The organism is Microterricola viridarii, from assembly GCF_900104895.1.
Classification (GTDB): domain Bacteria; phylum Actinomycetota; class Actinomycetes; order Actinomycetales; family Microbacteriaceae; genus Microterricola; species Microterricola viridarii.
Genome location: NZ_LT629742.1, coordinates 2,148,917 through 2,174,713, shown reverse-complemented (window position 1 = coordinate 2,174,713; position 25,797 = coordinate 2,148,917). Strand labels below are relative to the sequence as shown.

Annotated in this window: 24 protein-coding genes and 3 tRNA genes; 5 read left to right on the top strand and 22 right to left on the bottom strand. The window is 69.8% G+C overall.

Annotated elements, in window-relative coordinates:
• Nucleotides 1-52: 52 nt before the first annotated feature.
• Nucleotides 53-1,252, bottom strand: a complete 1,200-nt coding sequence (locus BLT62_RS09940) for a glycoside hydrolase family 3 N-terminal domain-containing protein (protein WP_083363911.1) — start codon at nucleotides 1,250-1,252, stop codon at nucleotides 53-55.
• Nucleotides 1,253-1,310: 58 nt separating this feature from the next.
• Between BLT62_RS09940 and BLT62_RS09935 the strand changes: the two genes are divergently transcribed.
• Nucleotides 1,311-2,159: an oxygenase MpaB family protein gene (locus tag BLT62_RS09935; protein ID WP_231919089.1), complete on the top strand. Its 849-nt coding sequence runs from the start codon at nucleotides 1,311-1,313 to the stop codon at nucleotides 2,157-2,159.
• 138 nt (nucleotides 2,160-2,297) lie between these two features.
• Here the strand turns inward: BLT62_RS09935 and BLT62_RS09930 are convergent, their stop codons facing one another.
• Nucleotides 2,298-2,795 (bottom strand): hypothetical protein, encoded by a 498-nt coding sequence (locus BLT62_RS09930; RefSeq protein WP_083363910.1) that lies wholly within the window; start codon nucleotides 2,793-2,795, stop codon nucleotides 2,298-2,300.
• 129 nt (nucleotides 2,796-2,924) lie between these two features.
• On the opposite strand from BLT62_RS09930, the gene BLT62_RS09925 reads away from it, so the two are divergent.
• On the top strand, nucleotides 2,925-3,680 hold the full coding sequence (locus BLT62_RS09925; RefSeq protein WP_083363909.1) for a hypothetical protein: 756 nt from the start codon (nucleotides 2,925-2,927) through the stop codon (nucleotides 3,678-3,680).
• Here the strand turns inward: BLT62_RS09925 and BLT62_RS09920 are convergent.
• Nucleotides 3,677-5,674 (bottom strand): ABC transporter ATP-binding protein, encoded by a 1,998-nt coding sequence (locus BLT62_RS09920; RefSeq protein WP_083363908.1) that lies wholly within the window; start codon nucleotides 5,672-5,674, stop codon nucleotides 3,677-3,679. The genes BLT62_RS09925 and BLT62_RS09920 overlap by 4 nt on opposite strands.
• Nucleotides 5,674-7,410, bottom strand: coding sequence for an ABC transporter ATP-binding protein (locus BLT62_RS09915; protein WP_083363907.1), 1,737 nt, complete (start codon nucleotides 7,408-7,410; stop codon nucleotides 5,674-5,676). The genes BLT62_RS09920 and BLT62_RS09915 overlap by 1 nt, the downstream gene beginning before the upstream one ends.
• Before the next feature lie 212 nt (nucleotides 7,411-7,622).
• Here BLT62_RS09915 and BLT62_RS09910 point away from each other — a divergent pair, with 212 nt between their 5' ends.
• Nucleotides 7,623-9,209: an MFS transporter gene (locus BLT62_RS09910; RefSeq protein ID WP_083363906.1), complete on the top strand. Its 1,587-nt coding sequence runs from the start codon at nucleotides 7,623-7,625 to the stop codon at nucleotides 9,207-9,209.
• Nucleotides 9,210-9,216: 7 nt separating this feature from the next.
• Here the strand turns inward: BLT62_RS09910 and BLT62_RS09905 are convergent, their stop codons facing one another.
• The 16 genes from BLT62_RS09905 to rplU form a co-directional block, all read right to left on the bottom strand.
• Nucleotides 9,217-9,786, bottom strand: coding sequence for a DUF305 domain-containing protein (locus tag BLT62_RS09905; protein WP_083363905.1), 570 nt, complete (start codon nucleotides 9,784-9,786; stop codon nucleotides 9,217-9,219).
• A 115-nt stretch (nucleotides 9,787-9,901) separates the two neighbouring features.
• Nucleotides 9,902-9,977: transfer RNA gene (locus BLT62_RS09900), tRNA-Ala, on the bottom strand.
• A 59-nt stretch (nucleotides 9,978-10,036) separates the two neighbouring features.
• A complete protein-coding gene (locus BLT62_RS09895) occupies nucleotides 10,037-11,173 on the bottom strand; it encodes a Ca2+-dependent phosphoinositide-specific phospholipase C (RefSeq protein WP_083363904.1) in 1,137 nt (378 codons plus the stop codon).
• Between the two features lie 104 nt (nucleotides 11,174-11,277).
• Entirely contained in the window at nucleotides 11,278-12,324 is a 1,047-nt protein-coding gene (locus BLT62_RS09890) for an AI-2E family transporter (protein ID WP_083363903.1), read from the bottom strand.
• Between the two features lie 6 nt (nucleotides 12,325-12,330).
• Nucleotides 12,331-13,992 (bottom strand): SulP family inorganic anion transporter, encoded by a 1,662-nt coding sequence (locus BLT62_RS09885; RefSeq protein ID WP_083363902.1) that lies wholly within the window; start codon nucleotides 13,990-13,992, stop codon nucleotides 12,331-12,333.
• A 134-nt stretch (nucleotides 13,993-14,126) separates the two neighbouring features.
• Nucleotides 14,127-14,202: transfer RNA gene (locus BLT62_RS09880), tRNA-Ala, on the bottom strand.
• Nucleotides 14,203-14,320: 118 nt separating this feature from the next.
• A tRNA-Ala gene (locus BLT62_RS09875) sits at nucleotides 14,321-14,396 on the bottom strand.
• Nucleotides 14,397-14,472: 76 nt separating this feature from the next.
• On the bottom strand, nucleotides 14,473-14,850 hold the full coding sequence (gene rsfS, locus BLT62_RS09870; RefSeq protein ID WP_083363901.1) for a ribosome silencing factor: 378 nt from the start codon (nucleotides 14,848-14,850) through the stop codon (nucleotides 14,473-14,475).
• Nucleotides 14,851-14,903: 53 nt separating this feature from the next.
• Nucleotides 14,904-15,872, bottom strand: a complete 969-nt coding sequence (locus BLT62_RS09865; protein ID WP_083363900.1) for a hypothetical protein — start codon at nucleotides 15,870-15,872, stop codon at nucleotides 14,904-14,906.
• Complete coding sequence (nadD, locus tag BLT62_RS09860; RefSeq protein ID WP_083363899.1) at nucleotides 15,869-16,471, bottom strand: nicotinate-nucleotide adenylyltransferase; 603 nt, start codon at nucleotides 16,469-16,471, stop codon at nucleotides 15,869-15,871. Before nadD ends, BLT62_RS09865 begins: the two co-directional genes overlap by 4 nt.
• A gap of 17 nt (nucleotides 16,472-16,488) precedes the next feature.
• Nucleotides 16,489-16,698: a hypothetical protein gene (locus BLT62_RS09855; protein ID WP_083363898.1), complete on the bottom strand. Its 210-nt coding sequence runs from the start codon at nucleotides 16,696-16,698 to the stop codon at nucleotides 16,489-16,491.
• Nucleotides 16,699-16,756: 58 nt separating this feature from the next.
• Complete coding sequence (locus tag BLT62_RS09850) at nucleotides 16,757-18,034, bottom strand: glutamate-5-semialdehyde dehydrogenase (protein WP_083363897.1); 1,278 nt, start codon at nucleotides 18,032-18,034, stop codon at nucleotides 16,757-16,759.
• A gap of 9 nt (nucleotides 18,035-18,043) precedes the next feature.
• Nucleotides 18,044-18,850 (bottom strand): glutamate 5-kinase, encoded by an 807-nt coding sequence (gene proB / locus BLT62_RS09845; RefSeq protein ID WP_083363896.1) that lies wholly within the window; start codon nucleotides 18,848-18,850, stop codon nucleotides 18,044-18,046.
• Nucleotides 18,851-18,853: 3 nt separating this feature from the next.
• Nucleotides 18,854-20,431, bottom strand: coding sequence for a GTPase ObgE (gene obgE, locus BLT62_RS09840; RefSeq protein WP_083363895.1), 1,578 nt, complete (start codon nucleotides 20,429-20,431; stop codon nucleotides 18,854-18,856).
• 100 nt (nucleotides 20,432-20,531) lie between these two features.
• Nucleotides 20,532-20,789 carry a 50S ribosomal protein L27 gene (rpmA, locus tag BLT62_RS09835; protein ID WP_047410683.1) on the bottom strand — a complete coding sequence of 86 codons (258 nt, stop codon included), beginning with the start codon at nucleotides 20,787-20,789 and terminating at the stop codon, nucleotides 20,532-20,534.
• Between the two features lie 20 nt (nucleotides 20,790-20,809).
• On the bottom strand, nucleotides 20,810-21,118 hold the full coding sequence (rplU, locus tag BLT62_RS09830; RefSeq protein ID WP_047410686.1) for a 50S ribosomal protein L21: 309 nt from the start codon (nucleotides 21,116-21,118) through the stop codon (nucleotides 20,810-20,812).
• Between the two features lie 317 nt (nucleotides 21,119-21,435).
• Here rplU and BLT62_RS09825 point away from each other — a divergent pair, with 317 nt between their 5' ends.
• The gene (locus BLT62_RS09825) at nucleotides 21,436-21,708 is read left to right on the top strand and encodes a DUF4031 domain-containing protein (protein WP_083363894.1); all 273 of its coding nucleotides are present in this window, start codon (nucleotides 21,436-21,438) and stop codon (nucleotides 21,706-21,708) included.
• Between the two features lie 35 nt (nucleotides 21,709-21,743).
• Here the strand turns inward: BLT62_RS09825 and BLT62_RS09820 are convergent, their stop codons facing one another.
• Nucleotides 21,744-24,350 (bottom strand): Rne/Rng family ribonuclease, encoded by a 2,607-nt coding sequence (locus tag BLT62_RS09820; protein ID WP_083363893.1) that lies wholly within the window; start codon nucleotides 24,348-24,350, stop codon nucleotides 21,744-21,746.
• 301 nt (nucleotides 24,351-24,651) lie between these two features.
• Here BLT62_RS09820 and BLT62_RS09815 point away from each other — a divergent pair, with 301 nt between their 5' ends.
• Nucleotides 24,652-25,254 (top strand): vitamin K epoxide reductase family protein, encoded by a 603-nt coding sequence (locus tag BLT62_RS09815; protein ID WP_083363892.1) that lies wholly within the window; start codon nucleotides 24,652-24,654, stop codon nucleotides 25,252-25,254.
• Nucleotides 25,255-25,341: 87 nt separating this feature from the next.
• On the opposite strand, the gene ndk is transcribed toward BLT62_RS09815, so the two are convergent.
• A complete protein-coding gene (ndk, locus tag BLT62_RS09810; RefSeq protein WP_083363891.1) occupies nucleotides 25,342-25,764 on the bottom strand; it encodes a nucleoside-diphosphate kinase in 423 nt (140 codons plus the stop codon).
• Nucleotides 25,765-25,797: the final 33 nt, after the last annotated feature.

Genomic DNA, 25,797 nt, shown 5'->3' with positions numbered 1-25,797 from the left:
TCTGGGGCCGGATTGTTGGCCGTGATCTATGCAAACGTATGCGACAGGAACCTTATTCCACACTTCTCGGAATTTCTTTGAGGCGCAGAACGGCCAGCGCGGAGGCGTCGATCTGGGCGGCGTCCAGCTGCCCGGAACGGACAGCCGCGGCGACCCCGGCGATCATGGCGTCCACGTCCACCCCGACAGTGGCCGGGTCGGCCGGCAGGGTGAGCAGCACGATGTCGTTGCCGGCGGCGAACGCCGCGACGGTGTTCGCGATCGGGTCGGCGTAGCGCGGATCGCCGGAGTCGAGCAGCATGCGCATGTCGTCGGTGATGGTCAGGCCCTCGAAGCCGAGCTCCTCGCGCAGCAGCCGGTGCCACTCCGGCGAGAGGCTGGCCGGCGCCGGGTCGACCGCGTCGTAGGCCAGGTGCCCGAACATGACGAGCTCGGCCCCGGCGTCGATGCCGGCCTGGAAGGGGGGCGCCTCGGTGGCGCGCCACTCGGCCAGGCCCATCGGACTGCTCGGCACGGCGTGGTGGGAGTCGCCGGGGGCTGCCCCGTGGCCCGGGAAGTGCTTGAGCGTGCTGAGCACGCGGCTGCCCTCGCCGGCGACGGCGGAGGCGACCCGGTCGCTGCTCGCCGCGGCATCCGCCCCGAGGGAGCGCGTGTAGATGAAGGAGCCGGGGTCGGCGCTGATGTCGGCGACGACACCGAAGTTCACGTCGATGCCGGCGCCGGCGAGCAGCTCCGAGCGGGCGTGGAATGCGTCGGCGGTCGCCACGGGCGGCAGGCCGCGCAGCACGTCGGCCCCGGCGGCGGGGTCCGGGCCGATGCGGACGACGTCGCCGCCCTCCTGGTCGATGCCAATGAGCGGCGGGAAGGCCTCGGTGCCGCGCACGGCGGCGGTGAGCGCGCCGAGGGCGGCCAGATCGGTGGCGTCCGTGCCGCCGGGCATGTTGTCGCCCATCAGGATGAGCCCACCCAGGCGGTAGCGGTCCACAAAGGCGCGGAGGGCGGCGCCGTCGGTTCCCGGCGTGTGCAGCATGAGCAGGGAGGAGACCTTCTGCTCGAGCGACATCGCGGAGAGGGCGAGCTCCGCGGCATCGGGCCGGGTGGTGGGCGGGGCCGCCGGCGGCGGGGTGCTGGCGGGCGTCTGCGCCGGCTGGGCGCCGCCGACCTCGAGGCCGGCACAGGCGGTGCCGCCGAGCAGCAGCGGGATGATCATGAGGGTCGCGAGCGCGACACGGTTCCGGGGTGCTCTGGCCATTGGAGCGAGTGTAACCGAGCCCGCTGGGCGTTCAGCCGGACGGGGTAGCGTGCTGGATGTGACGAATCCCGCCGGCCCACCCCGCACCTCGAATGCGCCCCACCCGCTGCGCCTCGCCGATGTCGCGGGCGAGGCGGCACTGCTGGCCGGCGGCGGCGCCGCCATCCTGTTGCAGCTCGCGCACCCGGCCGTCGGGCGCGGCGTTGCCCGGCACAGCGACTTCACGGGGCGCCCGCTGGACCGGCTGTTCGGCACCCTGGACTACGTGTACACCGTGGCCTTCGGCGACGAGCAGATGGTCGCCTTCGTGGTGCGCGGCGTCAACCGCGCGCACGCGCCGGTGCGCGATCGCACCTCGACGCCCGGCTACAACGCCTTCGACCCGCAGCTGCAGCTCTGGGTCGCCGCGACCCTGTACTACGCGGCCATGCAGGTGCAAGACCGGTTGCTCGGTCGGCTCGACGCCGAATCGGCCGAGGCCGTGTACCGCGACTACGCCGCCCTCGGGGCGCGGCTGCAGATGCCCGTCGAGCACTGGCCGGCCGACCGCGCGGAGTTCGAGCGCTACTGGGACGAGGCGCTCGCCGGGTTGCAGGCGACGCCGGAGAGCGCCGCGGTGGTCGCCTCGCTGCTCAACCCCCGCACGCTGCCCGTGCCGCTGCGCGGGGCGATGCCGCTGATCCGGCTGCTCAGCATCGGCCTGCTGCCGGCCAGCGTGCGCGAGCTGCACGAGCTGCCGTGGGGCGCCAGGGAGCAGGCCCGCTTCGACCGCACGCTCGCGTTCGTGCGGGTCGCCTACCGGCGGATGCCGCGGCGGCTGCGCCACCTCCCCCGCGACCGTGCCCTCGCCCGGGTGCGCCGCGCGATGCGGGAGCAGCCGGCGCCCCGCCCTGCCCGCGCCGGCTGACGGGTCGCCGCGCCGTCCGGCCCGTCGCGGCCCCCGTTGCGTCTCGCGGCCCCCGACATACCGCGGGCCGCGAGACACTTCGCGGGCCGCGAGCTGCGGGTGCGCGCGGATGCCGGCAGTCTCGGCGGGCGTCGCCCGTTAGAAGAAGTCGGCGTCGACCCCGGCGGCGCGGTCCACATCGGTGCTCGGCACCCGGGCGGCGTCGAGCTTGACCTTGGCGACGCGCAGCGCCGACTCGAGCTGGGCGGCCCAGACGTCGGACTCCCGGGCGGACTGCTCGGCGGCGGCGAGGCGGTCCAGCGCGAGCGCGCGCTCGGCCTGGGCCGCACGCACCTGCTGGATGCTCAACGTGATTCCGTAGTACGCGGCCACGATCGAGGCGATCGGTGTGGCGATCACGGCCAGGGCGGCGACGGTGGCGCTCGTCGGGCTGAACAGCGCGAGCAGGCTGAACGCGAAGAACAGCGCGACGACCCCGACGATCACGACGATCATCAGGCGGATGTTCTGGTCGGCGCTCATGCGCTGGCGCGAGGCGGCGACGGCGGCCTCTGCCGCGGGCGCCTCGCTCGACTCCGACTCGGGCTCCGCAACCGGCTCGTCGAAGTCGTGCGGAAGATCGTTCGGGTCGCTCATTGTTTGCCTTTCGCGGGAGACGTCGCTCCTCTACGTGCCCATTGTGCGTTGACCCCCGTTTGGGGTCAAGCGCACACGCCGGTGTCAGCGCAGCGGGTTACCCTGCTTGCAGTCGAGAGGATGGGTGGAATGGTTGCGGTGCGCTTCCGCTGTGGGCACGGTGCGAGCCCGGATGCCGCGGCGGGCACGGAGCGCGTGCTCACCCTGCAGCGGGGGTGCCCGCTCTGCATGCTGATCGCGGAGACCCAGCGCTCCCGGGCCGAGCTGCTGCGCAAGGTCGCCCCGCCCGAGCGGGCGCTGCTGGCGAACGAGACCCGGGTCGGCGCCGAGTACAGCTGGGTCTGCCCGCGCGGGCACGACCGCTACCGGGCCACCGTGCTCGCCGTGTTGAGCGGGCCGAGCTGCGCCAAGTGCATCCGCAATGCCAGCGGCACGTCCGCCGCCCGGGACGCGGGAGTCCCATCGATGAACGCGGGCCTGCGCACCCGCACCTCGATGACGGAGCAGCGCCTGCGGATGCTACTGGCCGAGCGCATCCGGCTGCCGCAGGGCGTCAACACGATCCGCCTGGCCCGCATGTTCTACGGCCGGCAGGAGGCGTGGCCCGACATCGTGATCCCCGCGCTCCGCATCGCCGTCGAGTACGACGACCCCGGCCGCAGCCGGCGCGCGCACCGCGGGCTCAAGCAGGCGTCCGACCGAGAGAAGGACGACGCCCTGGCCGAGGTCGGCTGGGAGGTGATCCGCATCCGTGCGGGCGGCTTGGAGTCGCTCGGCGCCAACAGCATCGTCTGCGCCTCGCTCACCATCGCCGCCGTCGACCGCGCGGTCGAGCGGATGCGGGAGATCCGCGGCGACGCGGCCGTCGACGCCGTCCTCGCCTAGCCGGCCTCGCTCACCTCGAGCGCGTCGTCGCTCGCCACCGTGCCGCCCTGGAACTGGGCGCGGTACAGCTCGAAGTACGCCCCGCGCCGTGCCAGCAGCTCCTCGTGGTTGCCCTGCTCGACGATGCGGCCGGCCTCCATCACGAGGATGGTGTCGGCGTCGCGGATCGTGGAGAGCCGGTGGGCGATCACGAAGGAGGTCCGGTCGGTGCGGAGCGCCGCCATGGCCTGTTGCACGAGCAGCTCGGTGCGTGTGTCGACGGAGGACGTCGCCTCGTCCAGGATCAGCAGCGACGGGTTCGCGATGAACGCCCGGGCGATGGTGATGAGCTGCCGCTCGCCGGCCGAGACGCTGCCGCCGTCGGCATCCAGCACCGTGTCGTAGCCCTGCGGCAGCTGGCGCACGAAACGGTCGACCATGGTGGCCTGGGCTGCCGCCACGACCTCCTCGTCGCTCGCGTCGAGCCGGCCGTAGCGGATGTTCTCGCGGATGGTGCCGCCGAACAGCCAGGCGTCCTGCAGCACCATGCCGATCTGGGAGCGCAGCTCGTCGCGGCTCAGGCTGTGCACGTCGACGCCGTCGAGCAGGATCCGACCGGAGGTGAGCTCGTAGAAGCGCATCACCAGGTTCACCAGGGTGGTCTTGCCCGCCCCGGTGGGGCCGACGATGGCCACGGTGTGGCCGGGCTCGGCCGAGAAGGAGAGGCTCTCGATCAGCGGCACCTCCGGGCTGTAGCTGAAGGAGACGCCCTGGAACTCGACATGGCCGTCGGTCGGCTCCGGCAGGGTGGCGCTCACCTCGTCCGGCTCCTGCTCCTCGGCGTCGAGCAGTTCGAAGGTGCGCTCGGCGGAGGCGACGCCGGACTGCAGCATGTTCGCCAGGCTGGCCATCTCGCTGATCGGCTGTGTGAACTCCCGCGAGTACTGGATGAACGCGGTCGCGTCGCCGAGCGTCATCTGGCCGGATGCCACGCGCAGCCCGCCCACGACGGCGATCATCACGTACGACAGGTAGGAGACGAAGGTCATCGCCGGCATGATCATGCCGGAGACGAACTGGGCGCCGAAGGACGCCGCGAACAGCTTGTCGTTGCGGGCGTCGAACTCCTCGAGCATCTCCTTGTCGCGGCCGAAGGAGCGCACGATCTCCTGGCCGGAGAAGGTCTCCTCGATGTGGCCGTTGAGCGAGCCCGTGTTCTTCCACTGTGCGGCGAACAGCTTCTGGGAGCGCACGCCGATGACGCCGGCGATGACGGCGGAGAGCGGCAGCGCGATCAGGGCGATGAGCGCGAGCTGCCAGGAGACGATGAACATCATCGCGGCGATGCCGATGACGGTGAGCAACGACTGCACGAGTTGTGAGAAGGCCTGCTGCAGCGCCGCCTGCACGTTGTCGACGTCGTTGGTGACGCGCGACATCAGGTCGCCGCGCTGCCGGGTGTCGAAGTAGCGAAGCGGCAGCTTGTTCAGTTTGTCCTCGATGTCCTGGCGCAGCGTGTAGACGATGCGCATGACGAGGCCGTTCAGGATGAAGCCCTGCGCCCACATCAGGAAGGACGCGACGAGGTAGAGCCCGAGCACGATGAAGATCAGCTGAGAGAGGCGGACGAAGTCAATGCCCTCGCCGGGCACGACGGACGTGCCGGCCAGCATGTCGGCAAACTGGGTGTTGCCCTCCGCGCGGAGATCGGTGATGACCTGTTCCAGCGGGACGCCGGCCGGCAGCTGCTTGCCGAGGACGCCGTTGAAGATGACGTCCATCGCCTCGCCGAGCACCTTCGGCGCGATGACCGTGAAGACCACCGAGATGATCACGAGCAGCACGACGAAGCTCATCTTCAGGCGCTCGGGCCGCAACAGCCCCAGCAGGCGCTTCGCGGAGGGCCAGAAATGCTGGGCCTTCTTTGCCGGTGCGCCGCCGAACATGTCGCCGTCGGCCTCGGTGGGCGCGTACTCGGCCTCGAGCTCGTCTGTGGGGAGTTCTTCCTCGGCCATCAGGCCACCTCCTCGACGCTGAGCTGAGAGTGCACGATCTCGCGATAGGTCTCGCTGCTCTCCAACAGTTGTTCGTGGGTGCCGCGGCCGACGATGCTGCCGTCGTCCATGACCAGGATCTGGTCGGCATCGGTGATCGTCGACACCCGCTGCGCGACGATGATCACGGTGGCATCGCCGGTGGCGTCGGCGAGCCCGGCGCGCAGCCGCGCGTCGGTCGCGACGTCCAGGGCGGAGAAGGAGTCGTCGAAGAGGTACACGCGGGGCCGGGCGACGAGCGCCCGGGCGATGCAGAGCCGCTGCCGCTGGCCGCCGGAGACGTTGGTGCCGCCTTGGGAGACGGCCGATTCCAGGCCCAGCTCCTTGGCACGGACGAAGTCGTCGCCCTGCGCCACCCGCAGTGCCTCCCAGAGCTCTCCGTTCGTCGCATCGACGCGGCCGAAGCGCAGGTTGGAGCCGATGGTGCCCGAGAACAGGTAGGGCTTCTGGGAGACCAGCCCGACGACGCTGGAGAGCTGCGCCCGGGTCAAGTCATCGACCGAGACCCCGTCGATGAGCACCTCGCCCTGCTGCGGGTCGTACAGCCGCGGGATGAGGTTGATCAGCGAGGTCTTGCCGGCGCCGGTCGAGCCGACGATGGCCGTCGTGGTTCCGGGGGCGGCGGTGAAGCTGACGTCGTCCAGCACGGGGCGCTCGGCCCCCGGGTAGCCGAAGCTCACGTTGCGGAACTCGACGGCCCCAGCGCGCGGCGTGGGCAGCTCCGGACCGCTCGGCTGCTTCTGGCTGGACTCGGTTCCCAGCACCTCCCGGATGCGCTCGGCACAGACGACGGCGCGCGGAATCATCATCATCATGAAGACGCCCATCATGACGGCCATGAGGATCTGCAGCAGGTACTGCAGGAACGCGGTCAGCGAGCCCACCTGCATCTGCCCGGTGTCGACCCGCTGGCCGCCGAACCAGAGCACGGCGGCGGTGGCCAGGTGCAGGATCATCATGATGATCGGGAACATCAGCACGAACAGGTTGCCCACCTTGACCGAGACCCGGGTGAGCTGCTCGTTGGCGATGCGGTAGCGCTCGGACTCGAACGGCTCCCGCACGAAGGCGCGCACCACGCGGATGCCGATGATCTGCTCGCGCAACACGCTGTTGATGCCGTCGATGCGGTCCTGCATCTGCCGGAACAGCGGCATCAGCAGGTAGACGAGCGTGCCGACGATGACGAAGAGCACGGGGACGGACACCCAGAGCAGCCAGGACAGGCCGACGTCCTCGCGCAACGCCATGACGATGCCGCCGATGCACATGATCGGCGTCGCCACCATGAAGTTGAGGGTCATCAGCACGAGCATCTGCACCTGCTGCACGTCGTTCGTGCCGCGGGTGATCAGCGTTCCGCTGCCGAAACGGGCCAGTTCGAGCGCACCGAGGGAGTCGACCTTGCGGTACACGTCGCGGCGGAGGTCGCGACCGATCGCCATCGCCGTGCGCGCCCCGAAGTAGATGCCGCCGATGGCGGTGACGACCTGCACGAGGCAGACCAGGAGCATGGTCATGCCGGTTGACCAGATGAAGTCGGTGTCACCGGTCGCGATTCCGGTGTCGATGATCTGGGCGTTGAGGCTCGGCAGGTAGAGGGCCGCCATCGTCGAGATGAGTTGCAGGACGACGACGGCGAGAATCCACGCCTTGTAGGGTTTCGCGTGTTGCAGCGCGAGAGAGAGCAATGCCACGGACGAACCTCGATGTGCTGGTGGTTGGGGTGCTGGCTGTTGGGGTGCTGCTGGGTGGGCGGTTTTCACCCTATAACGCACCTCCGACACACCGCCATCGCCCGCCGGACCATTGTCAGCGGCCCGGTCGAGTGCCAGACTCTGCCCAGTGATGAGGGCAGCTCAGATTTCGTCGCATCGTGAACTGAGCCCGTCAGGAGAGGTGCACGCCCATGAGCTCATCCGATGCCGCGCCGGCTCCGTTCAGCGGCCGGCTCGCCCTGCTGCTGGCCATGGCCATGTTCGTGCTCGTCGTCGACACGTCGATCATGAACGTCTCGATCTCCGCGGTCGTCCACGACATCGATTCGACGGTGAGCGGCATCCAGTCGGCCATCGCCCTCGAAGCGCTCGTCTCGGCCGCGTTCATCCTGATCGGCAGCAAGGTCGGCGACCTGATCGGCCGCAAGCGCGCCTATGTCATCGGCCTGCTCTGTTACGCGGCCGGGGCCGTCGCCATGACGCTCACCCAGTCGCTGCTCCCGATCATCGTGTTCTGGGCCGTCATCGGTGGGCTCGGCGCCTCGTTGCTCCTGCCGGCGATGCAGTCGCTCATCCACGGCAACTTCGAGGGGGCCGCCCAGGCCCGGGTGTATGCGACGGTCGGCGGTTCTGCGGCCATCGCGGCGGCCGTGGGGCCGCTGATCGGCGGCTTCATCACCACGTTCCTCTCCTGGCGGGTCGCGTTCGCGCTGGAGGCGTTGATCATCGCCGTCGTCCTCAGCGGGATCAAGCTCGTGCGTGATGTGCCGTTCACCGGATCCCGCAAGGTGGATGCGGTCGGCGCGGCCCTCTCCGTGCTCGGCATGGGCGGCATCGTGATCGGCATCCTCGTCTGGCAGGAGGGCGGCGGCCCCGTCGCCGCTCTGCTCGCCGTCGGGATCGTCGGGCTGGGCGGGCTCGGATTCTGGCTCGTCCGACGCAAGCGGCAGGGCAAGGCCACCCTGATCGACCCCGGGCTGTTCGCCTCCAAGCTGTTCCGGCTGGGGGTGACCGGGCAGATGCTGCAGCAGATCGCACTCGGCGGGACCATGATCGTGTTGCCCATCTACCTGCAGATGGTTCTCGGCTACAACGCCCTGCAGGCCGGCCTCTCCATCGCGCCCCTCTCACTCAGCATGTTCGCCGTCGCGCTGCTCGTCGGCCGACGGGTGGGCGCACGCCGCCCCGCGAACCGGATCCTGTGGGGCTTCGCCCTGCTGAGCATCGGCATCGTCGCGCTGCTCCCCCTTGTCCCCCGCGCCGACTCGGGCTGGTGGCTGCTCGGCCCGCTCCTGGTCGCGGGCTCCGGGCTCGGGCTGCTGGTCTCGCAGTTGAACAACTACACCCTGTCGCCCATCTCCGATGAGCGCGTGAGTGAGGCGGCCGGCGTGAACTCGGCGGCCGGCTCGTTCGGCCTGTCGTTCGGCCTCGCCTTCGCCGGCGCGATCATGCTCGCGGCGCTCTCGCTCATCTTCACCAGCATGGCGATGGACAGCACGGTGCTCCCCGCCGAGGAGCAGGCCCAGGTCGCGCAGGTGCTCGAGGAGGACGCCGAGATCATGTCCAACACCGCGCTGGAGGAGCTCCTCGTCGGCCAGCCGGAGGAGATTCAGGCGGAGATCGTCCGCATCAACACGGAGGCGCGCCCCCTCGCGCTGCAGCTCGCACTCCTGATTCCGCTGCTCGCCGGGGTGCTCGGGCTGCTCAACGGCTTTCGGATGCGGCGACTGCCCGATCCGAAGCCGAGCGGGTCGGCGGAGGGGTCACTGCTCGGTTGAGCACGACTCAGCGGGCGAGCAGCCCGTTCATCTCCACGACCTCGGCGCCCTGCACGTCGATCATCTGTTGGGCGAGCGCCCGCAGCTCGGGGTGGCCGCCGTTGTCGATCTGGTCCTGCGTCATCGCGATGGCGCCCTCGTGGTGGAAGATCATCTCCTCGAGGAAGGTCTGCTCGACCTCCGGCCCGTCCAGCGCGGCGAGGGCGGCCATCGCCTCGGGGGTGACCATGCCGTTCGCGATGTGGCCAGCGTGCTGCGCGAGCAGCGGCTCCTGCTGCCACTCGCCCACCCAGCCGAGCATGATGTCGATCTCCTCCTGCTGCCCGCTGCGGATGCGCAGGGCGATGTCGCGGGTCTGCTCGCTGACTCCCCCGGCCGCGAGAACGATGTCGCTCATCTGCACCGCCTGCTCGTGATGCGGCGTCATCATGGCCAGGAAGTGCAGGTCGGTGTCGTTGACAGATGCCGGCGCCGCGTTTGCTCCCTCGGGCTGGGCCCCTGCCGTGCAGCCGGTGAGTGCGAGGAGCGCCACCAGCGCCCCGCCGGCAATCGATGTGTTGATGAAGCGTGTCGCCATGTGCAGCGTCCCCCTTGGTCTCCCCCCAGCCTAGGCGGGGGCGTCCTGGGCGTGTGCCGGCCAGCCCCGGGCGGGGACGAGAAAACCCCCGGGAGCCGATGGTTCCCGGGGGTGATGGTGGATCTGGGGAGACTCGAACTCCCGACCCCCTGCATGCCATGCAGGTGCGCTACCAGCTGCGCCACAGACCCTTACGCCGTTCCCGATCTCTCGGAAGCAACGTGAATACACTACTACGACTTTGCCCCCGTCAGTGACCGCCCGCCGCGCGGGCGAGATAGCCGCCGGGGAAGACGGCGGAGTAGCCCGTTCCCTCCTCCGGCGCGCCGGGCGGGAAGTCGGTGGAGACGATTTGGGCCCCCGTCGCGAAGGCGAGGTTGCGGCCCTCCTCGCTCGGCTTGAGGTCGGCGTCCGCCCGCAGCCTGACCAGGATCCCGTCCGTGAGGTCGGCGGCAACGGCGGGATCCCACGGGTCGTCGCGCACCGCGAACACGGCGTCATCGGCCGCGCTGTGCGAGGAGGCGAAGATGGCCCGCTCCGGGTTGTTGGCGTCGCCGTCGAAGCACAGCTCGCGTGCGCGCTTGTTCTCTGCGTAGAAGAAGAGCACGGATCCGCGCATCTCCGCGACGCTCGGCCAGCCGGTGGCCGCGACCGCTTCGCGCAGGCTGGGGCCCTCCCCCTGCAGGTCTCCGGGGGTGAACAGCCGATCGCCGAGCGCGTCGGTGACGGTGGCGTCGAGCGCCGCACAGGCGGCCGTATCGAAGGGCTTCAATGCCGGGTCGAGGAAGAGGTAGTCGGCCTTCGGCTCGAGCATGATGCTGATCGGCAGGTGCGCAGGGTGCGCCTCCGACCACAGCGCGATCTCGCGCAGTCCGAGCGCGAAGTCGGGCATCGTGGAGCGGTTCGCCACCAGCGGCACGTGGCTCGCTTCGAAGCTCTCACCGTTCCACCGCACATCGATCTCGAGGCTGCGGATGCCGGCCTCGAGCTGGTCCCAGAGCGGTGCATGGCCGTACTGCAGGGCGACGGCCTGGCCCGGGTCGAAGAGGTCGAGGACCTGCAGCTGCAGCCAGGTGGGTTCCTGCACGTAGCTGTTGTGGGTCGCGATGGTCTGCAGCTCATTGAACGGCAGCGTCTCGGTCACCGTGGGGTCGCCCGCCGTGTCGACCCAGGCGTCCCGCTCCGACTGCGGCAGTGCCGCGACATCCGCCTGGTGGGCCTCGAACCGCGCGATCTGGTCTGCGCTGCTCTGCCAGCCCAGCAGGAGGAAGGACACCAGCGTCGCGGCGGCCGCGAGCACGAGCACCCCGAGGGCGGAGCCCAGGACGAGGAGGGTGTTCCGCAGGGCGCGCGGGCGCGCCACCGTCCGGTCGGTGGATGGTGTCATTGTGCTGCTCCCCCTCGGCCCGACACTGCAACGGCCGGAAGCATTCCACCGTATGCGGTGGCCGTGAGTGCCGCGCACAGCCACGCCGAGCCGTCGGCGAGTGCTCAGACTGCCTCGGGATCGCCGGAGAGCCAGCGCAGCCAGGTCGAGCGCTCGTCGCCCTCCAGCAGCAGTGCCCGCACGAGCAGCGTCAGCGGCACAGCGAGAATGGCGCCGACGGGGCCGATGACGAACGTCCAGAACACGACGGAGAAGAAGGTCAGCGAGTAGCTGAGGCTCACGGTGTCGGCCACGAACCGCGGCTGCACGAGCACCTGGAGCGTGACGTTGATGACGATGTAGGCGATGACGACGACGAGGAACAGGCCGGGGCCGCCGACGACGAGCGCCAGGATCGCCGGGGGGATGAGCCCGAGCACGAAGCCGATGTTGGGCACGAAGTTCGTCACGAAGGCGAGGATCGCCCAGACCAGCGGGCCGGGCAGCCCCAGCCACCAGAGCAACAGTCCGTCGAGCACGGCGACGATCAGGCCGAAGATGGCGCCGACGACGAAGAAACGGCGGGTGCCGGCGTTGAACCTGGTCACCCGCTCGATGCTGTCGGCGCGCTCCCGGCCGAACACCTGCCCGGCCCGGGCGTAGCGGGAACCGTCCGCGGCCATGAAGAGCACGTAGCCGAGCACGAAGAAGAACGCCGTCGCCCAGTCGAACACGGTGCTGACGATCGTCCCGGCGAGGGCCAGCAGGGTGGCCGGGTCGAACACGGATGCCGCGGAGGCCACCGCCTGCTCGTCGAGCCCGAGCCGCGCGGCGAGCTCGCCGAGTTGGGCGGCGAGGGCGCTGATGGCCTCGTCCTGTTCGGACAGGATCGCGCTGAGCTGCACGGCGGCGAGCACGATGAGCGCGCTCATCACAGCCAGGATGAGGTAGGCGACGACGATCACCGCCGTCGTCGCCAGCCAGGCGGGCAAGCCGCGGCGCTCCAGCGGGCGCCGGATCGGGTGCACGATGATGACGAGCACGACCGCGATGGCGAGCGGCGAGAGGATGTCGCGGGCGACGGACACGCCGGCCAGCACGACCACCGCGGCCCCGAGCGTGAGCAGCGTGCGCGTGCCGGGCGCCAGCGGGCGGGCGACGTCATCCGCCATGCCGGCTCACCGGGTCCTGTCTGGGGCCAGGGCCTCGAGCGCCGCGCGGTTCGTCGGGAACACCCGCTCCTCGCCGAGGATCCCGAGCTCGACCAGCCGCGCCCGGGCATCGGAGCGCACCCGGCTGAAGCCGAGCTCGACGTGTTGCGCGTCGAGCCAGCCCTTCAGGGCGGCGAAGGACTCCGCGCCGGTGACGTCGATGTCGGTCACCGCCTCCATGTCGACGACGAGGTGGCGCACGTCGGGCGCGGCGCGCACGGCCCGCTGCACGGCCTGGCTGAACACCGCGCCGTTCGCGAAGAACAGGGGCGCGGCCAGCCGGATGACGATGACGCCGGGTGCGGTGACGCTGCCCTCCGGCGCCTCGGCCAGCAGCGACTCCCCCGGCGTGTCCCCCCGTTCGAGCACGTCGATCGCCGGGTTGGCGGCGCGCTTGGCGAGGTTGATGAGGGCCAGCACGAACGCGACGACGATCCCCGGGATCGACCCGACGAGCAGCGTGACCAGGAAGCAGACGGCGGCGATCGCGAACTCGAAACGGTCGGCCCGCCAGATGGCGGCGAACTCGCGGATGCCGAGCAGCGGCAGGATCGCGACCCCGACGATCGCCCCGATGGCCGGCGAGGGGATGTCGGCCAGCAGCGCGGTGCCGAAGAGCAGGAGCAGCAGGGTGCCGGCGGCGAGGATGAGGGACGGCAGCTGGGTGCGCGAGCCGACCTGGTCCATCGCCGCCGTGCGGGAGGTGGAGGAGCCCATCGCGAAGCTCCCGCTCGCGCCGGCGGCGATGTTGCCGAGGCCGAAGGCGAAGAGGTCGCGGTTGGGGCTGGTCCGGTAGCCGTTGCGCTCGGCGTAGGAACGGGACACGAGCAGGCCCTCGGCCGTGGTCACGAGGGTGAGGGCGAGCGCGGAGGGCACGAGCAGCAGCCAGCTGGACCAGGAGATCACCGGCCAGGTGAGCGCGGGCGGGCCGGCCGGCACCTCGCCGAGGACGTCGACGCCCGTGTCGACGAGGTTGGCGGCGACGACGAGCACCGTCGCGAGGATGAGCACGATGAGGGCCCACGGCACCGCCCTGGCCAGCCGCCTGCCGACGCTCAGGATGAGGACGGCGACGGCCGCGATCGCCAGCGACCAGAGGTTCGTCGTCCCGAGCCCGCTCACGAGGTCGACGACCTTCTCGGTGAACTCGCCGCCGGAGTCGATCTTCACGCCGAGCATCTTCGCGATCTGGCTGACCAGGATGTCGAGGGCGAGGCCGCCGACGAAGCCGACGAGGATCGGCTTGGAGAGGAAGTTCGCGAGGAATCCGAGTTTGAAGTACGCCATCGCGAGGAACATCACGCCGCAGAGGATGGCCTGCGCGAGGGCGAGGGTGCCGTAGTCGGCGCTGCCCGCCGCCGCGAGGCCGCCGAGCGAGGAGGCGACGAGCGCGGCGGCCGCGGCATCCGGCGAGACCACCAGCTGCCGGGAGGACACGGCCAGCGCGTAGACGATGGTGGGCACGACGAGCGCGTACAACCCGGCCGTCGGCGGCAACCCGGCGATCTGGGCGTAGCCGATGTTGAGCGGAATGGCGATCGCCAGCAGCGTGACCCCGGCCGTGACCTCGCGCAGCCAGTTGCCGCGGGTGAGCCCGACGAGCGGGCGTTGGGCGGGAAGGCCTGGCATGGTCCCTCCCGTCCTCGACTGGTTGGCTCGACAGCGCGCATGCACTGTCTAGCAGATCAGCCGGGAACGGGTCTAGAGCGCCGGACAGCCTGGGAACGAGAAAACCCCCGGGAACCGCTGGTTCCCGGGGGTGATGGTGGATCTGGGGAGACTCGAACTCCCGACCCCCTGCATGCCATGCAGGTGCGCTACCAGCTGCGCCACAGACCCGTGCGTTGTTCCCGAACTTTCGGAGGCAACCCGACCAGCCTACTACGTGATCGGGCGGCCTCGCGAATGCGGCCGGGAACGAGAAACTCCCCGGGAACCGTTGGTTCCCGGGGAGTGATGGTGGATCTGGGGAGACTCGAACTCCCGACCCCCTGCATGCCATGCAGGTGCGCTACCAGCTGCGCCACAGACCCTCTCGTTGTTCCCGATTCCTCGGAAGCAACTTGATTAGATTACTACGCGATTATCGCGAGAACCAAAACGAGCCACTCACTCGCGCGTGTCGCGCTCCGGGAGCTCGATCGCCACGACGGGGCAGTCCTTCCAGAGGCGCTCCAGCTGGTAGTAGCCGCGCTCCTCCTCGTGGAACACGTGCACGACCAGGTCGCCGAAGTCCAGCAGTGCCCAGCGACCCTCTGCCCGGCCCTCGCGGCGCAGCGGCTTGGCGCCGGCGCGGATCAGCTCGTCTTCGATCTCGCCGGCGATCGCGACGACGTTGCGCTCGGAGTTGCCGGTGACGAGGAAGAAGATGTCCGTCAGCGGCAGCGGCTGCGTGACGTCGAGCGCGACGAGGTCGGTTCCGCCCTTGGAGTCGGCGGCGCGGGCAGCGACCTGGAGCAGGTCAATGGCATGGGAGGTTGCAGTCATCTGGAGTGTGTCCTGTATCTGAGAAGCATGGGTGCCGTCCGGTGGGCGCGGCACTAGAAGATCTTGAAGATGTACCCGCCGATGAAGAGCCCGATGACGCCGAGGGCGAGCACCGCCGCCGTGATGGCGAGAACGGTCGGCATGTTGAGGCCGCCCTGCTTGGGCGGGGTGAGGGTGTCGCGGGTGGAGGTGTGCGTGCTGACGGCCTTGCTGGCGCGGACGGGCTGGGCGCTCGTCGCGGGCGACGCGTCGTCGACCTGGTCGAGCAGGCGGTCGACCTCTGGCGAGTCGATCCGGTGCGGGTGGGCTCCGGTGTCGCCGAGGCTGGGCAGGTCGATGGATCCGGTGACGAGCATCTCGCCGCCCGCGAGCGGCGCCTGAACGTCCCCGCCCTGCTGCGGGATCAGCGGGAGGATCAGCGCGTTCGTGGTGGTCGGCACTCCGCCGGCGCCGACTCCGCGGGAGAGCACCTGGTCGAAGCCGTGATCGTCCGCGTCGTCTTCGACGTCGATATCGAGCGACCAGTGGCCGATCGGGGGTTGGGGGGCGACGGGGGCGGGCGTTGGCGCGTCCTCGTCGATGTCGGATGCCGGCGCTGCGCCGGATGCGCCAGCGGCCTCCTCGGCCGCGGCACGGGCCGCCGCCTGGGCGGCGAGCAGGGCGCGCAGCTCCCGGCGGGTCAGCGTGCGCTCCGGGATGCCCTCGAGCAGCTCGGTCTCGTGCTCCGCTGCTTCCTCAGCCTCAGCCTCGGCTTCGGCCTCGGCCTCGGCTGCAGCAGCGGCGTCGACGGGCGCGGGCGGGGCCCAGGCGGCCTCGTCGGCCACGGCTTCCGCCTCCGCGGCGGCACGAGCGGCCTGTTCGGCTGCCGCGGCCCGCTCGGCTGACTCTGCGGCGCGCTCGGCGGCTTCCGCGGCCTTCGCCTCGCTCGAGCCGTCCTGGCCGTCGGATTCGGGCAGGCGCGCTCGTTCGCTGGCGCGCGCTTGACGACGCGTCAGCGGTTGGCCATCGGGCAACGCACTCATGCCACACTCCGATACAGGTGATGTTTGGAGATGTACTGAACGACGCCATCCGGTACCAAATACCAGACGGGATCGCCTCGCTCCACGCGGGCTCGACAGTCGGTCGACGAGATCGCCAGAGCCGGAACCTCCAACAAGCTTACGTCCCGCTCCGGCAATCCTGAAATGCTCAGGTCATGCCCGGGGCGACTCACAGCTACGAAGTGGGCGAGCTCCCAGAGTTCGGAGACGTCCTTCCAGGTGAGGATCTGCGCGATGGCGTCGGCGCCGGTGATGAAGAACAGCTCCGCGTCCGGGCGTTCCGCGTGGATGTCACGAAGCGTGTCGATCGTGTAGGTGGGGCCGATGCGGTCGATGTCGACCCGGCTCACGGTGAAGCGCGGGTTGGATGCCGTCGCGATGACCGTCATGAGGTAGCGGTGCTCCCCCGGGCTGACGGCCGCCTTCTGCCACGGGACGCCGGTCGGCACGAACACGACCTCGTCCAGGTTGAACGACTGCGCCACCTCGCTGGCGGCCACGAGGTGGCCGTGGTGGATGGGGTCGAAAGTGCCGCCCATCACGCCAATGCGGGGGCGGCTCTTCGAGACAGTCGTCACGCTCAGTTCTACAACGCTCAGTGGCTGGAGGTGCCGTGCGCTCCACCGTGGGCTGCCGCGTAGGCGTCACCCTTGGCCTTGTGGCGGTTGGCGACGTCGCGGAAGCTCCAGGTGACGAAGCCGCAGGCGGCGAAGACCACGAGCGCGATCACGCCGTACATGATCGGGGGGATCGGCAGGTCAACGGCGTGCACGGTTTGTGCGGACACGGCGGTCAGGAACGACATCACATTCTCCATTCAGGGGTGGCGGGAGGTGCATCCGCCGAAACGAGTCTAGCGGGCCTCAGGCGCGCGACTGTCCGTTGCCACGCACAATCCACTTTGTGCTGGTGAGTTCCTGCAGTCCCATCGGGCCGCGGGCGTGCAGTTTCTGGGTCGAGATCCCCACCTCGGCGCCGAAGCCGAACTCTCCCCCATCGCTGAACCGGGTGGAGGTGTTCACCATCACGGTGGCGGAGTCGACCCGGTTGAGGAAGTACTCGGCGTTGCCGAGGTCGTTCGTGATGATCGACTCGGTGTGCTTGGTGGAGTACCTGCGGATGTGCTCGATCGCCTCGTCGAGGGTGTCGACAACGCGGACGGCGAGGTCGAGGCTCAGGTACTCGGTGGACCAGTCCTCCTCCGTCGCCGGCACGGCGTCGGGGAGCAGGGCGAGCGCGCGCTCGTCGGCGTGGATGGTGACCCCGGACTCGGCGAGCTTGGCGCCGACGGCCGGCAGCACGCGGTGGGCCGCGCCAGCCAACACGAGCACCGTCTCGACGGTGTTGCAGACGCTCGGTCGCTGGGTCTTCGCGTTGTGCACGATGTCCACAGACCACTGCACGGGCGCGGTCTCGTCGAGCACGATGTGCACGACGCCGGCACCGGTCTCGATGACGGGCACCTTGGACTCGGTGACGACGGTGTTGATCAGGTCGGCACTGCCGCGCGGGATGAGCACGTCGACCTGGCCGCGGGCCTGCATGAGTGCGCGCGCGCCGGCGCGGCCGAACTCGTCGATCGACTGCACGGCCGCCGCGGGGATGCCATGCACGGCGATCGCCTGCTGGATCAGGGCGACGAGCGTCTGGTTGGAGTTCTGAGCGGCGCTGCCGCCGCGGAGCACGGCGGCGTTGCCGCTCTTCAGCGCGAGCGCGGCGATGTCGACGGTGACGTTCGGCCGGGCCTCGTAGATGGCGCCGACGACGCCGAACGGCACGCGCAGCTGGGCGATCTGCACGCCGTTCGGGAGGGTGCTGCCGCGCACGACGTCGCCGACGGGGTCGGGCAGGCCGACGATCTCGAGCACGGCGGTGGCCAGCGACTCGATGCGCGGCGCGGTGAGCGCGAGCCGGTCGAGCAGGGCGTCGCTCAGCCCGTTGGCGCGGCCGGCGTCGATGTCGCGTTGGTTCGCGGCGATGATCTCGCTCACGTGGGCGCGCAGCGTCGCGGCAACCTCGACGAGGGCCTCGTTCTTCTGCTGCGTTGTCGCGGCAGCGAGCTCGAGGGACGCGGCGCGGGCGGCATCCAGCTTCGCGAAGAAGGGTGCCAGATCGGGTTCGGTGCGGAGCGGCTCAGACATGAGCCCAGCTTAGGACAGGGACGCAGCCGTGTGACGCGGTTTGGCGGCGAACCAGGTACCGATGTCTGCACCGCGGAAGGCCTCGTCGACGAGGCCGGTGGCGGTGACCAGCACCGCGGTGCCGGACTCTGCCGCGTGCCGGGCGGCGGAGGCCTTGGTGACGGCTCCCCCGGTGCCGACCCCGGCGCGGCCGCTCGAGCTGAGCTCGACGCCGGCCAGCGCGTCACCGAAGGGCACATGCGCGATGCGCTCCGCGCCGGGCTCGTGCGGCGGGCGGGTGTACAGGGCGTCGACGTCACTGAGCAGGATCAGCAGGTCCGCGTTGATGAGGCTAGCCACGAGCGAGGCGAGCCTGTCGTTGTCGCCGAAGCGGATCTCGTGGGTGGCGACGGTGTCGTTCTCGTTGACGATCGGCAGGATCCGCAGGTCGAGCAGGCGCTCCATGGCGCGCTGCGCGTTGCTGCGCGGGGTGGCGTTCTCCAGGTCACCGGCGGTCAGCAGCACCTGGCCGGCGACGATGCCGTAGCGGTCGAGGCTGTCCTGGTAGCGGAAGATCAGCAGGTTCTGCCCGACGGATGCCGCGGCCTGCTGTGTCGCCAGGTCGTTCGGCCGCTCGCTGAGCCGCAGGTAGGGCAGCCCGGTGGCGATGGCGCCGGAGGACACCAGCACGATCTCGCAGCCGCGCCCGTGCGCCGCGGCGAGGGCGTCGACGAGTGGCGCAATCTGACCGGCATTGTCTCCGCTGATGGACGAGGAGCCCACCTTGACGACGATTCGCTTCGCCGTGGCGATGCCGGCCCGATCACGCACACTCATCTATTACTCGCTCTTCTCGCCAGATTCCGTCTGGCTGGCTTCCGACTGACTGTCGCGTTCTGCGCGGGTCATGTCGACGCCGCCGTCCTCCTGCCAGAGGCCAGCCTCGCGCTCGCTGAGCAACTCGGCGCGGGCCGCGGCCTTGGCGTCCATGCGCGCGAAATAGTCCTCGCGGCGCTCGTTGCGGGTGGCGCGGCCGCCGCCGTCCAGGCGCGCGTCGGTGCCACGCGGGGCGGTGATGAGCTCGGCGGTGGAGGTGAGGGTGGGCTCCCAGTCGAAGACGATGGAGCTGCCGAGGCCGATGACGACGGTGGAGCCGGCGATGGCGCCCGCCTTGAACAGGGCGTTCTCGACGCCGAGCTTGGCCAGGCGGTCGGCCAGGAAGCCGACGGCCTCGTCGTTGGCGAAGTCGGTCTGGGCGACCCAGCGCTCCGGCTTGGCGCCGATGACGCGGTAGACGTTTCCGAAGCTGCCGCCCTCGACGCGCACGACGAAGCCGCCCTCGTCGACGGCCTTGGGCCGGATGATGATGCGCTCCTTCGCGGGCTTGGCCGCGGCCTCGACCCGGCCCTGCTCGACGAGCTCGGCCAGGGCGTAGCTCAGCTGGCGGAGGCCCTCGTGGGTGGCGGAGGAGATTTCGAAGACGCGGTATCCGCGGGCCTCGAGGTCCGGGCGCACGAACTCGGCGAGCTCGCGGGCCTCCGGGACGTCGATCTTGTTCAGGGCGATGAGCTGCGGGCGCTCCAGCAGCGGCTTCTGGCCTTCCGGAACCGGGTAGGCGGAGAGCTCGCCGAGGATGACGTCGAGGTCGCTGAGCGGGTCGCGGCCCGGGTCGAGCGTTGCGCAGTCGATGACGTGCAGCAGTGCGGTGCAGCGCTCGACGTGGCGCAGGAACTCGAGGCCGAGGCCCTTGCCCTCGCTGGCGCCCTCGATGAGCCCGGGGACGTCGGCGATGGTGTACCGGTTGCCGCCGGCCTCGACGACGCCGAGGTTGGGGTGCAGGGTGGTGAAGGGGTAGTCGGCGATCTTCGGCCGGGCGGCGGAGAGCGCCGCGATCAGGCTGGACTTGCCGGCCGACGGGTATCCGACGAGGGCGACGTCGGCGACGGTCTTCAGCTCGAGGTAGACGTCGCCCTCGATGCCGGGCGTGCCGAGCAGCGCGAAACCGGGGGCCTTGCGCTTGGTGGTCGCCAGCGAGGCGTTGCCGAGGCCGCCGAGGCCGCCGGCGGCGACGACGTAGCGCATGCCGGGCTCGCTCATGTCGATGAGCTCGTTGCCCTCCGCGTCCTTGACGACGGTGCCGACGGGCACGGGCAGCTCGAGCTCCTCGCCGTTGGCGCCGGCGCGGTGGTCGCCCATGCCGGGGCCGCCGTTGTCGGAGCTGCGGTGCGGGCCGCGGTGGTAGTTGAGCAGGGTGGTGACCTGCGGGTCGGCGACGAGGACGATGTCGCCACCGTGGCCGCCGTTTCCGCCGTCGGGGCCGGCGAGCGGCTTGAACTTCTCACGGCGAACGGACACGCAGCCGTTGCCGCCGTGACCGGCACGCAGGTGCAGCGTGACGTGGTCGACGAATGTGGCCATGGCTGGTCTCCTTGGTGTTGCGTTGCCGCGTCATCCGACGCGGGCGAAAATACGTCAGGGCGAGCCGAAGCTCGCCCTGACGTGTGTTACATGTGGGTGCCTATTCGGCAGCCACCAGAATGTTGACGACCTTGCGGCCACCCTTGTTGCCGAACTGGACAGCGCCGGCCTCGAGGGCGAAGAGCGTGTCGTCGCCACCGCGACCCACGTTCACGCCGGGGTGGAAGTGGGTGCCGCGCTGACGGACGATGATCTCGCCCGCGCTGACAACCTGGCCGCCGAAGCGCTTCACGCCGAGGCGCTGTGCGTTGGAGTCGCGACCGTTACGAGTGGAGCTAGCTCCCTTTTTGTGTGCCATTAGCTTCTCTCCTCAGGCCGTTACTTGATGCCGGTGACCTTGACGCGCGTGAGCTCCTGACGGTGCCCCTGACGCTTCTTGTAACCGGTCTTGTTCTTGTAGTGCTGGATGACGATCTTCGGGCCGCGGAGGTCCTCAAGAACCTCGGCGGTGACAGTGACCTTCTCGAGGGACTTGGCGTCCGAGGTGATCTTGTCTCCGTCAACAAGCAGCACAGCGGCCAGCTCGACGGTGCCGCCCTTAACGGCCTTGATCCGGTCCATCGTCACGATGGTGCCGACCTCGACCTTTTCCTGCCGGCCACCGGCGCGCACAACTGCGTAAACCACTTTACGTACCTCACTCTGGGGGGCTACCTAGCCCCAATTCCTAATACTCGGAAGTCACTGGATTGACGCGGCCAGACAGCCGGTCTCAATCAGAAAACCTTGGCAAACGTGCGGATGATTCCGACACACACCAACGATCAAGTTTAGCTGATCGGATGCGTGCGGTCAAACGGGCTCACCTGGCACGATCCACAACCGACTCATTTCACACAAGCCGGCTCACGGTGCGTGTACTAGTTTAGCCGGATTCGGCGGGCCGGTTAAACCACGACGCGCGCAAAACGCCCAAGAAATCGATGATGCTTAGACTCAATTCCATGACAGTGCTCATCGATACCGCCATGTGGCCCGCCCACGGGACGGTGTGGGCGCACCTGGTCAGCGACTCCAGCCTCGACGAGCTGCACGCGTTCGCCCGCAGCCAGGCCCTCCCCCCGCGCAGCTTCGACCTCGACCACTACGACGTGCCGGCCGAGCGCTGGCAGGCGCTGGTGGATGCCGGCGCGACCCCGGTCAGCGGGCGCGAGCTCGTCACCCGGCTGCGCGCGAGCGGCCTGCGGGTGAGCGCACGAGAGCGCCGCGGCCTCTAGGGCTGCGGCGCTCTCGTGTGGCGTTCTCGCGCGGGCTACTGCTCCGACGCGCCCGTCGGGGTTCCCGTGACGATCGGCACGACCGGCGTGGTCGACAGCGCGGCCGTGGACACGCGGCGGCTGCGGCTGCGGCCCTGGCCGGGCTGCTTGGGCTCAGGCAGCGCCTCGAGCACGGAGCCGAGGAGTTCCTCGGCCGCCTTGCTGGTGACGGTGCGCGCCTGGCGCGGGGCGGCGGCGACGGGGATGTCGAGGATCGCGATCGGCTCGGGCACGGTCACTGCCGGCGCCTCGGCCTTCGGCTCGCTCTGCACCTCGGCCGTGGCGGCACGCTCTACTGCGACAGCCTGCTCTGCGGGCTGCTGGCTGCGGCCGCTGCGGCTCTTCCGGTTGCGGGAGCGCGGGCTGCGCGGCTCGCCCGAACCGTTCTGCTGGCCGTTCTGCTGGCCGCCCTGCTGGGCGTTCTGCGCGGCGTTCTGCGCGGCGTTCTGCGCGGCGGGCTCGTCGGCCTTCGCGGCCTCGGCCGGGTGCGCCAGCGTGCTGGCGGCGATCTGGGCGAGGGCGTTCTTGGCGTCCGCGGTGATCCCGTGGGTGCCGTTCACCTTCTCGGCGGCGGGGGCGGGCTGCTGCTGCTGCTGTGCACCCTTGGAGCGGCGACGCTCCTGCTGCGGGGCCTGCTGCGGCGTCTGACGGTGCTTGACCACGGGGTCGTGGTGCACGATGATCCCGCGGCCGGCGCAGACCTCGCAGTTCTCGCTGAACGATTCCAGCAGGCCGAGGCCGAGCTTCTTGCGCGTCATCTGCACGAGACCGAGCGAGGTGACCTCGGCCACCTGGTGCTTGGTGCGGTCCCGGCTCAGGCACTCGATCAGTCGGCGCGAGACGAGGTCGCGGTTGGACTCGAGCACCATGTCGATGAAGTCGACGACGATGATGCCGCCGATGTCGCGCAGGCGCAGCTGGCGGACGATCTCCTCCGCGGCCTCGAGGTTGTTCTTGGTGACGGTCTCCTCGAGGTTGCCGCCGGAGCCGACGAACTTGCCGGTGTTGACGTCGACGACGGTCATCGCCTCGGTGCGGTCGATCACGAGCGAACCGCCGGAGGGCAGCCAGACCTTGCGGTCCAGGGCCTTCTCGATCTGCTCCGAGATGCGGAACTCGTCGAACGCGTCCTTCTCGCCCTCGTAGCGCTCGACGCGCTCGAGCAGGTCGGGGGCGACGCCGCGCAGGTAGCTCTCGATGACCTCCTGGGCGTCATCGCCGGAGATGATCATCTTCTGGAAGTCCTCGTTGAAGACGTCGCGGACGATCTTGATGAGCAGGTCGGGCTCGGAGTGCAGCAGCGCGGGGGCCTGCACGGTCTGCAGCTGCGAGCTGATGCTGGCCCACTGGCTGATCAGGCGCTGCACGTCGAGGGTGAGCTGCTCCTCCGTCGCGCCCTCGGCCGCCGTGCGCACGATGACGCCGACGTTGTCGGGGAGGACCTCCTTGAGGATCTTCTTCAGGCGCGAGCGCTCGGTGTCCGGGAGCTTGCGGCTGATGCCGTTCATCGAGCCGTTCGGCACGTACACGAGGTAGCGGCCGGGCAGCGACACCTGGCTGGTCAGGCGGGCGCCCTTGTGGCCGACCGGGTCCTTGGTGACCTGGACGAGCACCTTGTCGCCGGGCTTCAGCGCCAGCTCGATGCGGCGCGGCTGGTTGGCGCCGGGGTTCTCCGCCGCGGCGGCGTCCCAGTCGACCTCGCCGGAGTACAGCACGGCGTTGCGGCCGCGGCCGATGTCGATGAAGGCGGCCTCCATGCTGGGCAGCACGTTCTGCACGCGGCCGAGGTAGACGTTGCCGATCAGGCTCGCCTCCTGGTTCTTGGCCACGTAGTGCTCGACCAGCACGCCGTCCTCGAGGACGCCGATCTGGATCTTGTTGTTCTTGGCGCGCACCACCATGCTGCGGTCGACGGACTCGCGGCGGGCGAGGAACTCGGCCTCGGTGATGACGGTGCGGCGGCGGCCGGCGTCGCGGCCGTCGCGGCGGCGCTGCTTCTTGGCCTCGAGGCGGGTGGAGCCCTTGATCCGCTGCGGCTCAGTGATGAGCTCTGGCTCGCGCGGCGTGCGTACCTTGACGACCGTGTTCGCCGGGTCGTCGGAGCCGGAGCGGCCCTCCTCGCCGGAACGGCGGCGGGCGCGGCGGCGCACCGTGGAGGCGTCGTCGGCGTCGCGGTCGTAGTCGTGCTCGTAGCCGCGCTCGTAACCGCGCTCGGAGCCCGAGCGGGCCGGCAGCGGCGCGATGACGGGCGCATGGAAGATCAGCGAGGTGGTGCTGAGCTGGGTCGGGATGACCGGCGCAGCGGGCGCCTCTGCCGCTGCCGCATCCGCGGCGGGGGCGGCCTCGGCCTGCTCCGCCTCCGGGGCGACGGCCTCTGCCTCCGCCTGCGCCTCAGCCTGCACCTCGGCGACGGCCGGGGCGGCGGGCTCGGCGATGATCGGCGCTGCGACCGCGGCGCTCTCTACGGTGCTCTCTACAGCCGGGGCCTCGTCCGCGCGCTTCTTGCGCGCTCCGAAGATGCGGGGGCGCTTCTTCACCTGACTCTTCGTCGAATCTGATGCCGCGTCGTTGCTGCCTGTCTCATTGTTGGTCTTGTCCACCATTACCGGGATAACTCCTTGACCGGTGCGGGCAACCGCGCCACCCGCTCCGGGTACTCTCTCGAGCGGGGCTCCGTTGAGCGAACCCCCGCAAATCTAGTTGTGTGCAACCGGCTCGTGGCTCTGATTGCTACTTCTCTCGGTGCGCGGACCGAATCCTCTGTGCGAATACTTCTGATGCATCTGTGGGTGCTGGGCACCCGGTAAGCCTTCTTGTCGCCTGTTCGAGCAGGGCTCAAACGACTGCGTCAATTATCGCACGCTATCGCGTTTTCACGCGCGCAACGCGTGGGATAATCCGTCTATGCCCGAAACTGCATCTACGCGTTCGTCCATTCCGCACGGCGTGCTGACCGTCATTCTGGGTGCGATCGGCCTGCTCGCGGCGTTCGCACTGACGCTGGAGAAGTTCCACCTGCTGCAGGTTCCCGGCTCCGTTCCGAGCTGCGATTTCAGCCTCCTGGTGCAGTGCGGGGCGAACCTGAACTCGCCGCAGGGCGCGATCTTCGGCTTCCCCAACCCGGTGATCGGGTTGATGGCCTGGCCCGTCGTGATCACGATCGGGGTGGCGTTGCTCGGCGGCGTGCGCTTCCCGCGCTGGTTCTGGCTCGGCTACAACGCCGGCGTCGTGCTCGCCCTCGCCTTCGTGGTCTGGCTGATCGGCACGAGCATCTTCGCCCTGGCGACGCTGTGCCCGTGGTGCATGGTCACCTGGGCCGTCGTCATCCCCCTGTTCTGGATGGTCACCCTGGAGAACCTGCGCACCGGGCGCCTCCCGCTCGGCGCCGCCGTCCGCCGCCTCTCGGATGCCGCGTACGGCTGGATCCCGTTGATCACGCTGCTCAGCTACCTGGTCGTCGCCGTCATCGCCCAGCTGCGCCTGGACGTGATCAGCCACGTCTTCTAGCGTCATCCGCCGCCAGACCCCTGAACGCGGAGATGACGAATGCCGCCCGGCTGGAGCCGGGCGGCATTCGTTGTGGTGCTGGTGCTGCTAGCTGAACCAGAGCTTCAGCTCGCGCTCGGCCGACTCGGGCGAGTCGGAGCCGTGCACGAGGTTCTGCTGCACGCGCAGGCCCCAGTCGCGGCCGAAGTCGCCGCGGATGGTGCCGGGGGCCGCCGTGGTGGGGTCGGTCGTGCCGGCCAGCACGCGGAAGCCCTCGATGACGCGGTTGCCCGCGACGCGGATGGCGACGATGGGGCCGGACTCCATGAACTCGACCAGCGGCTCGTAGAAGGGCTTGCCCTCGTGCTCGGCGTAGTGCTCGGCGAGCAGGGAGCGCTCGGCCTGCACCAGGCGGATGTCGACCAGCGAGTAGCCCTTGGCCTCGATGCGGCGCAGGATCTCACCGGTCAGGCTGCGGGCGACGCCGTCGGGCTTGACCAGGACCAGCGTCTCTTCGATTGCGGTGCTCATAGTGTTTTCTCCTTAGAGGTTGGCCGTGGGTTG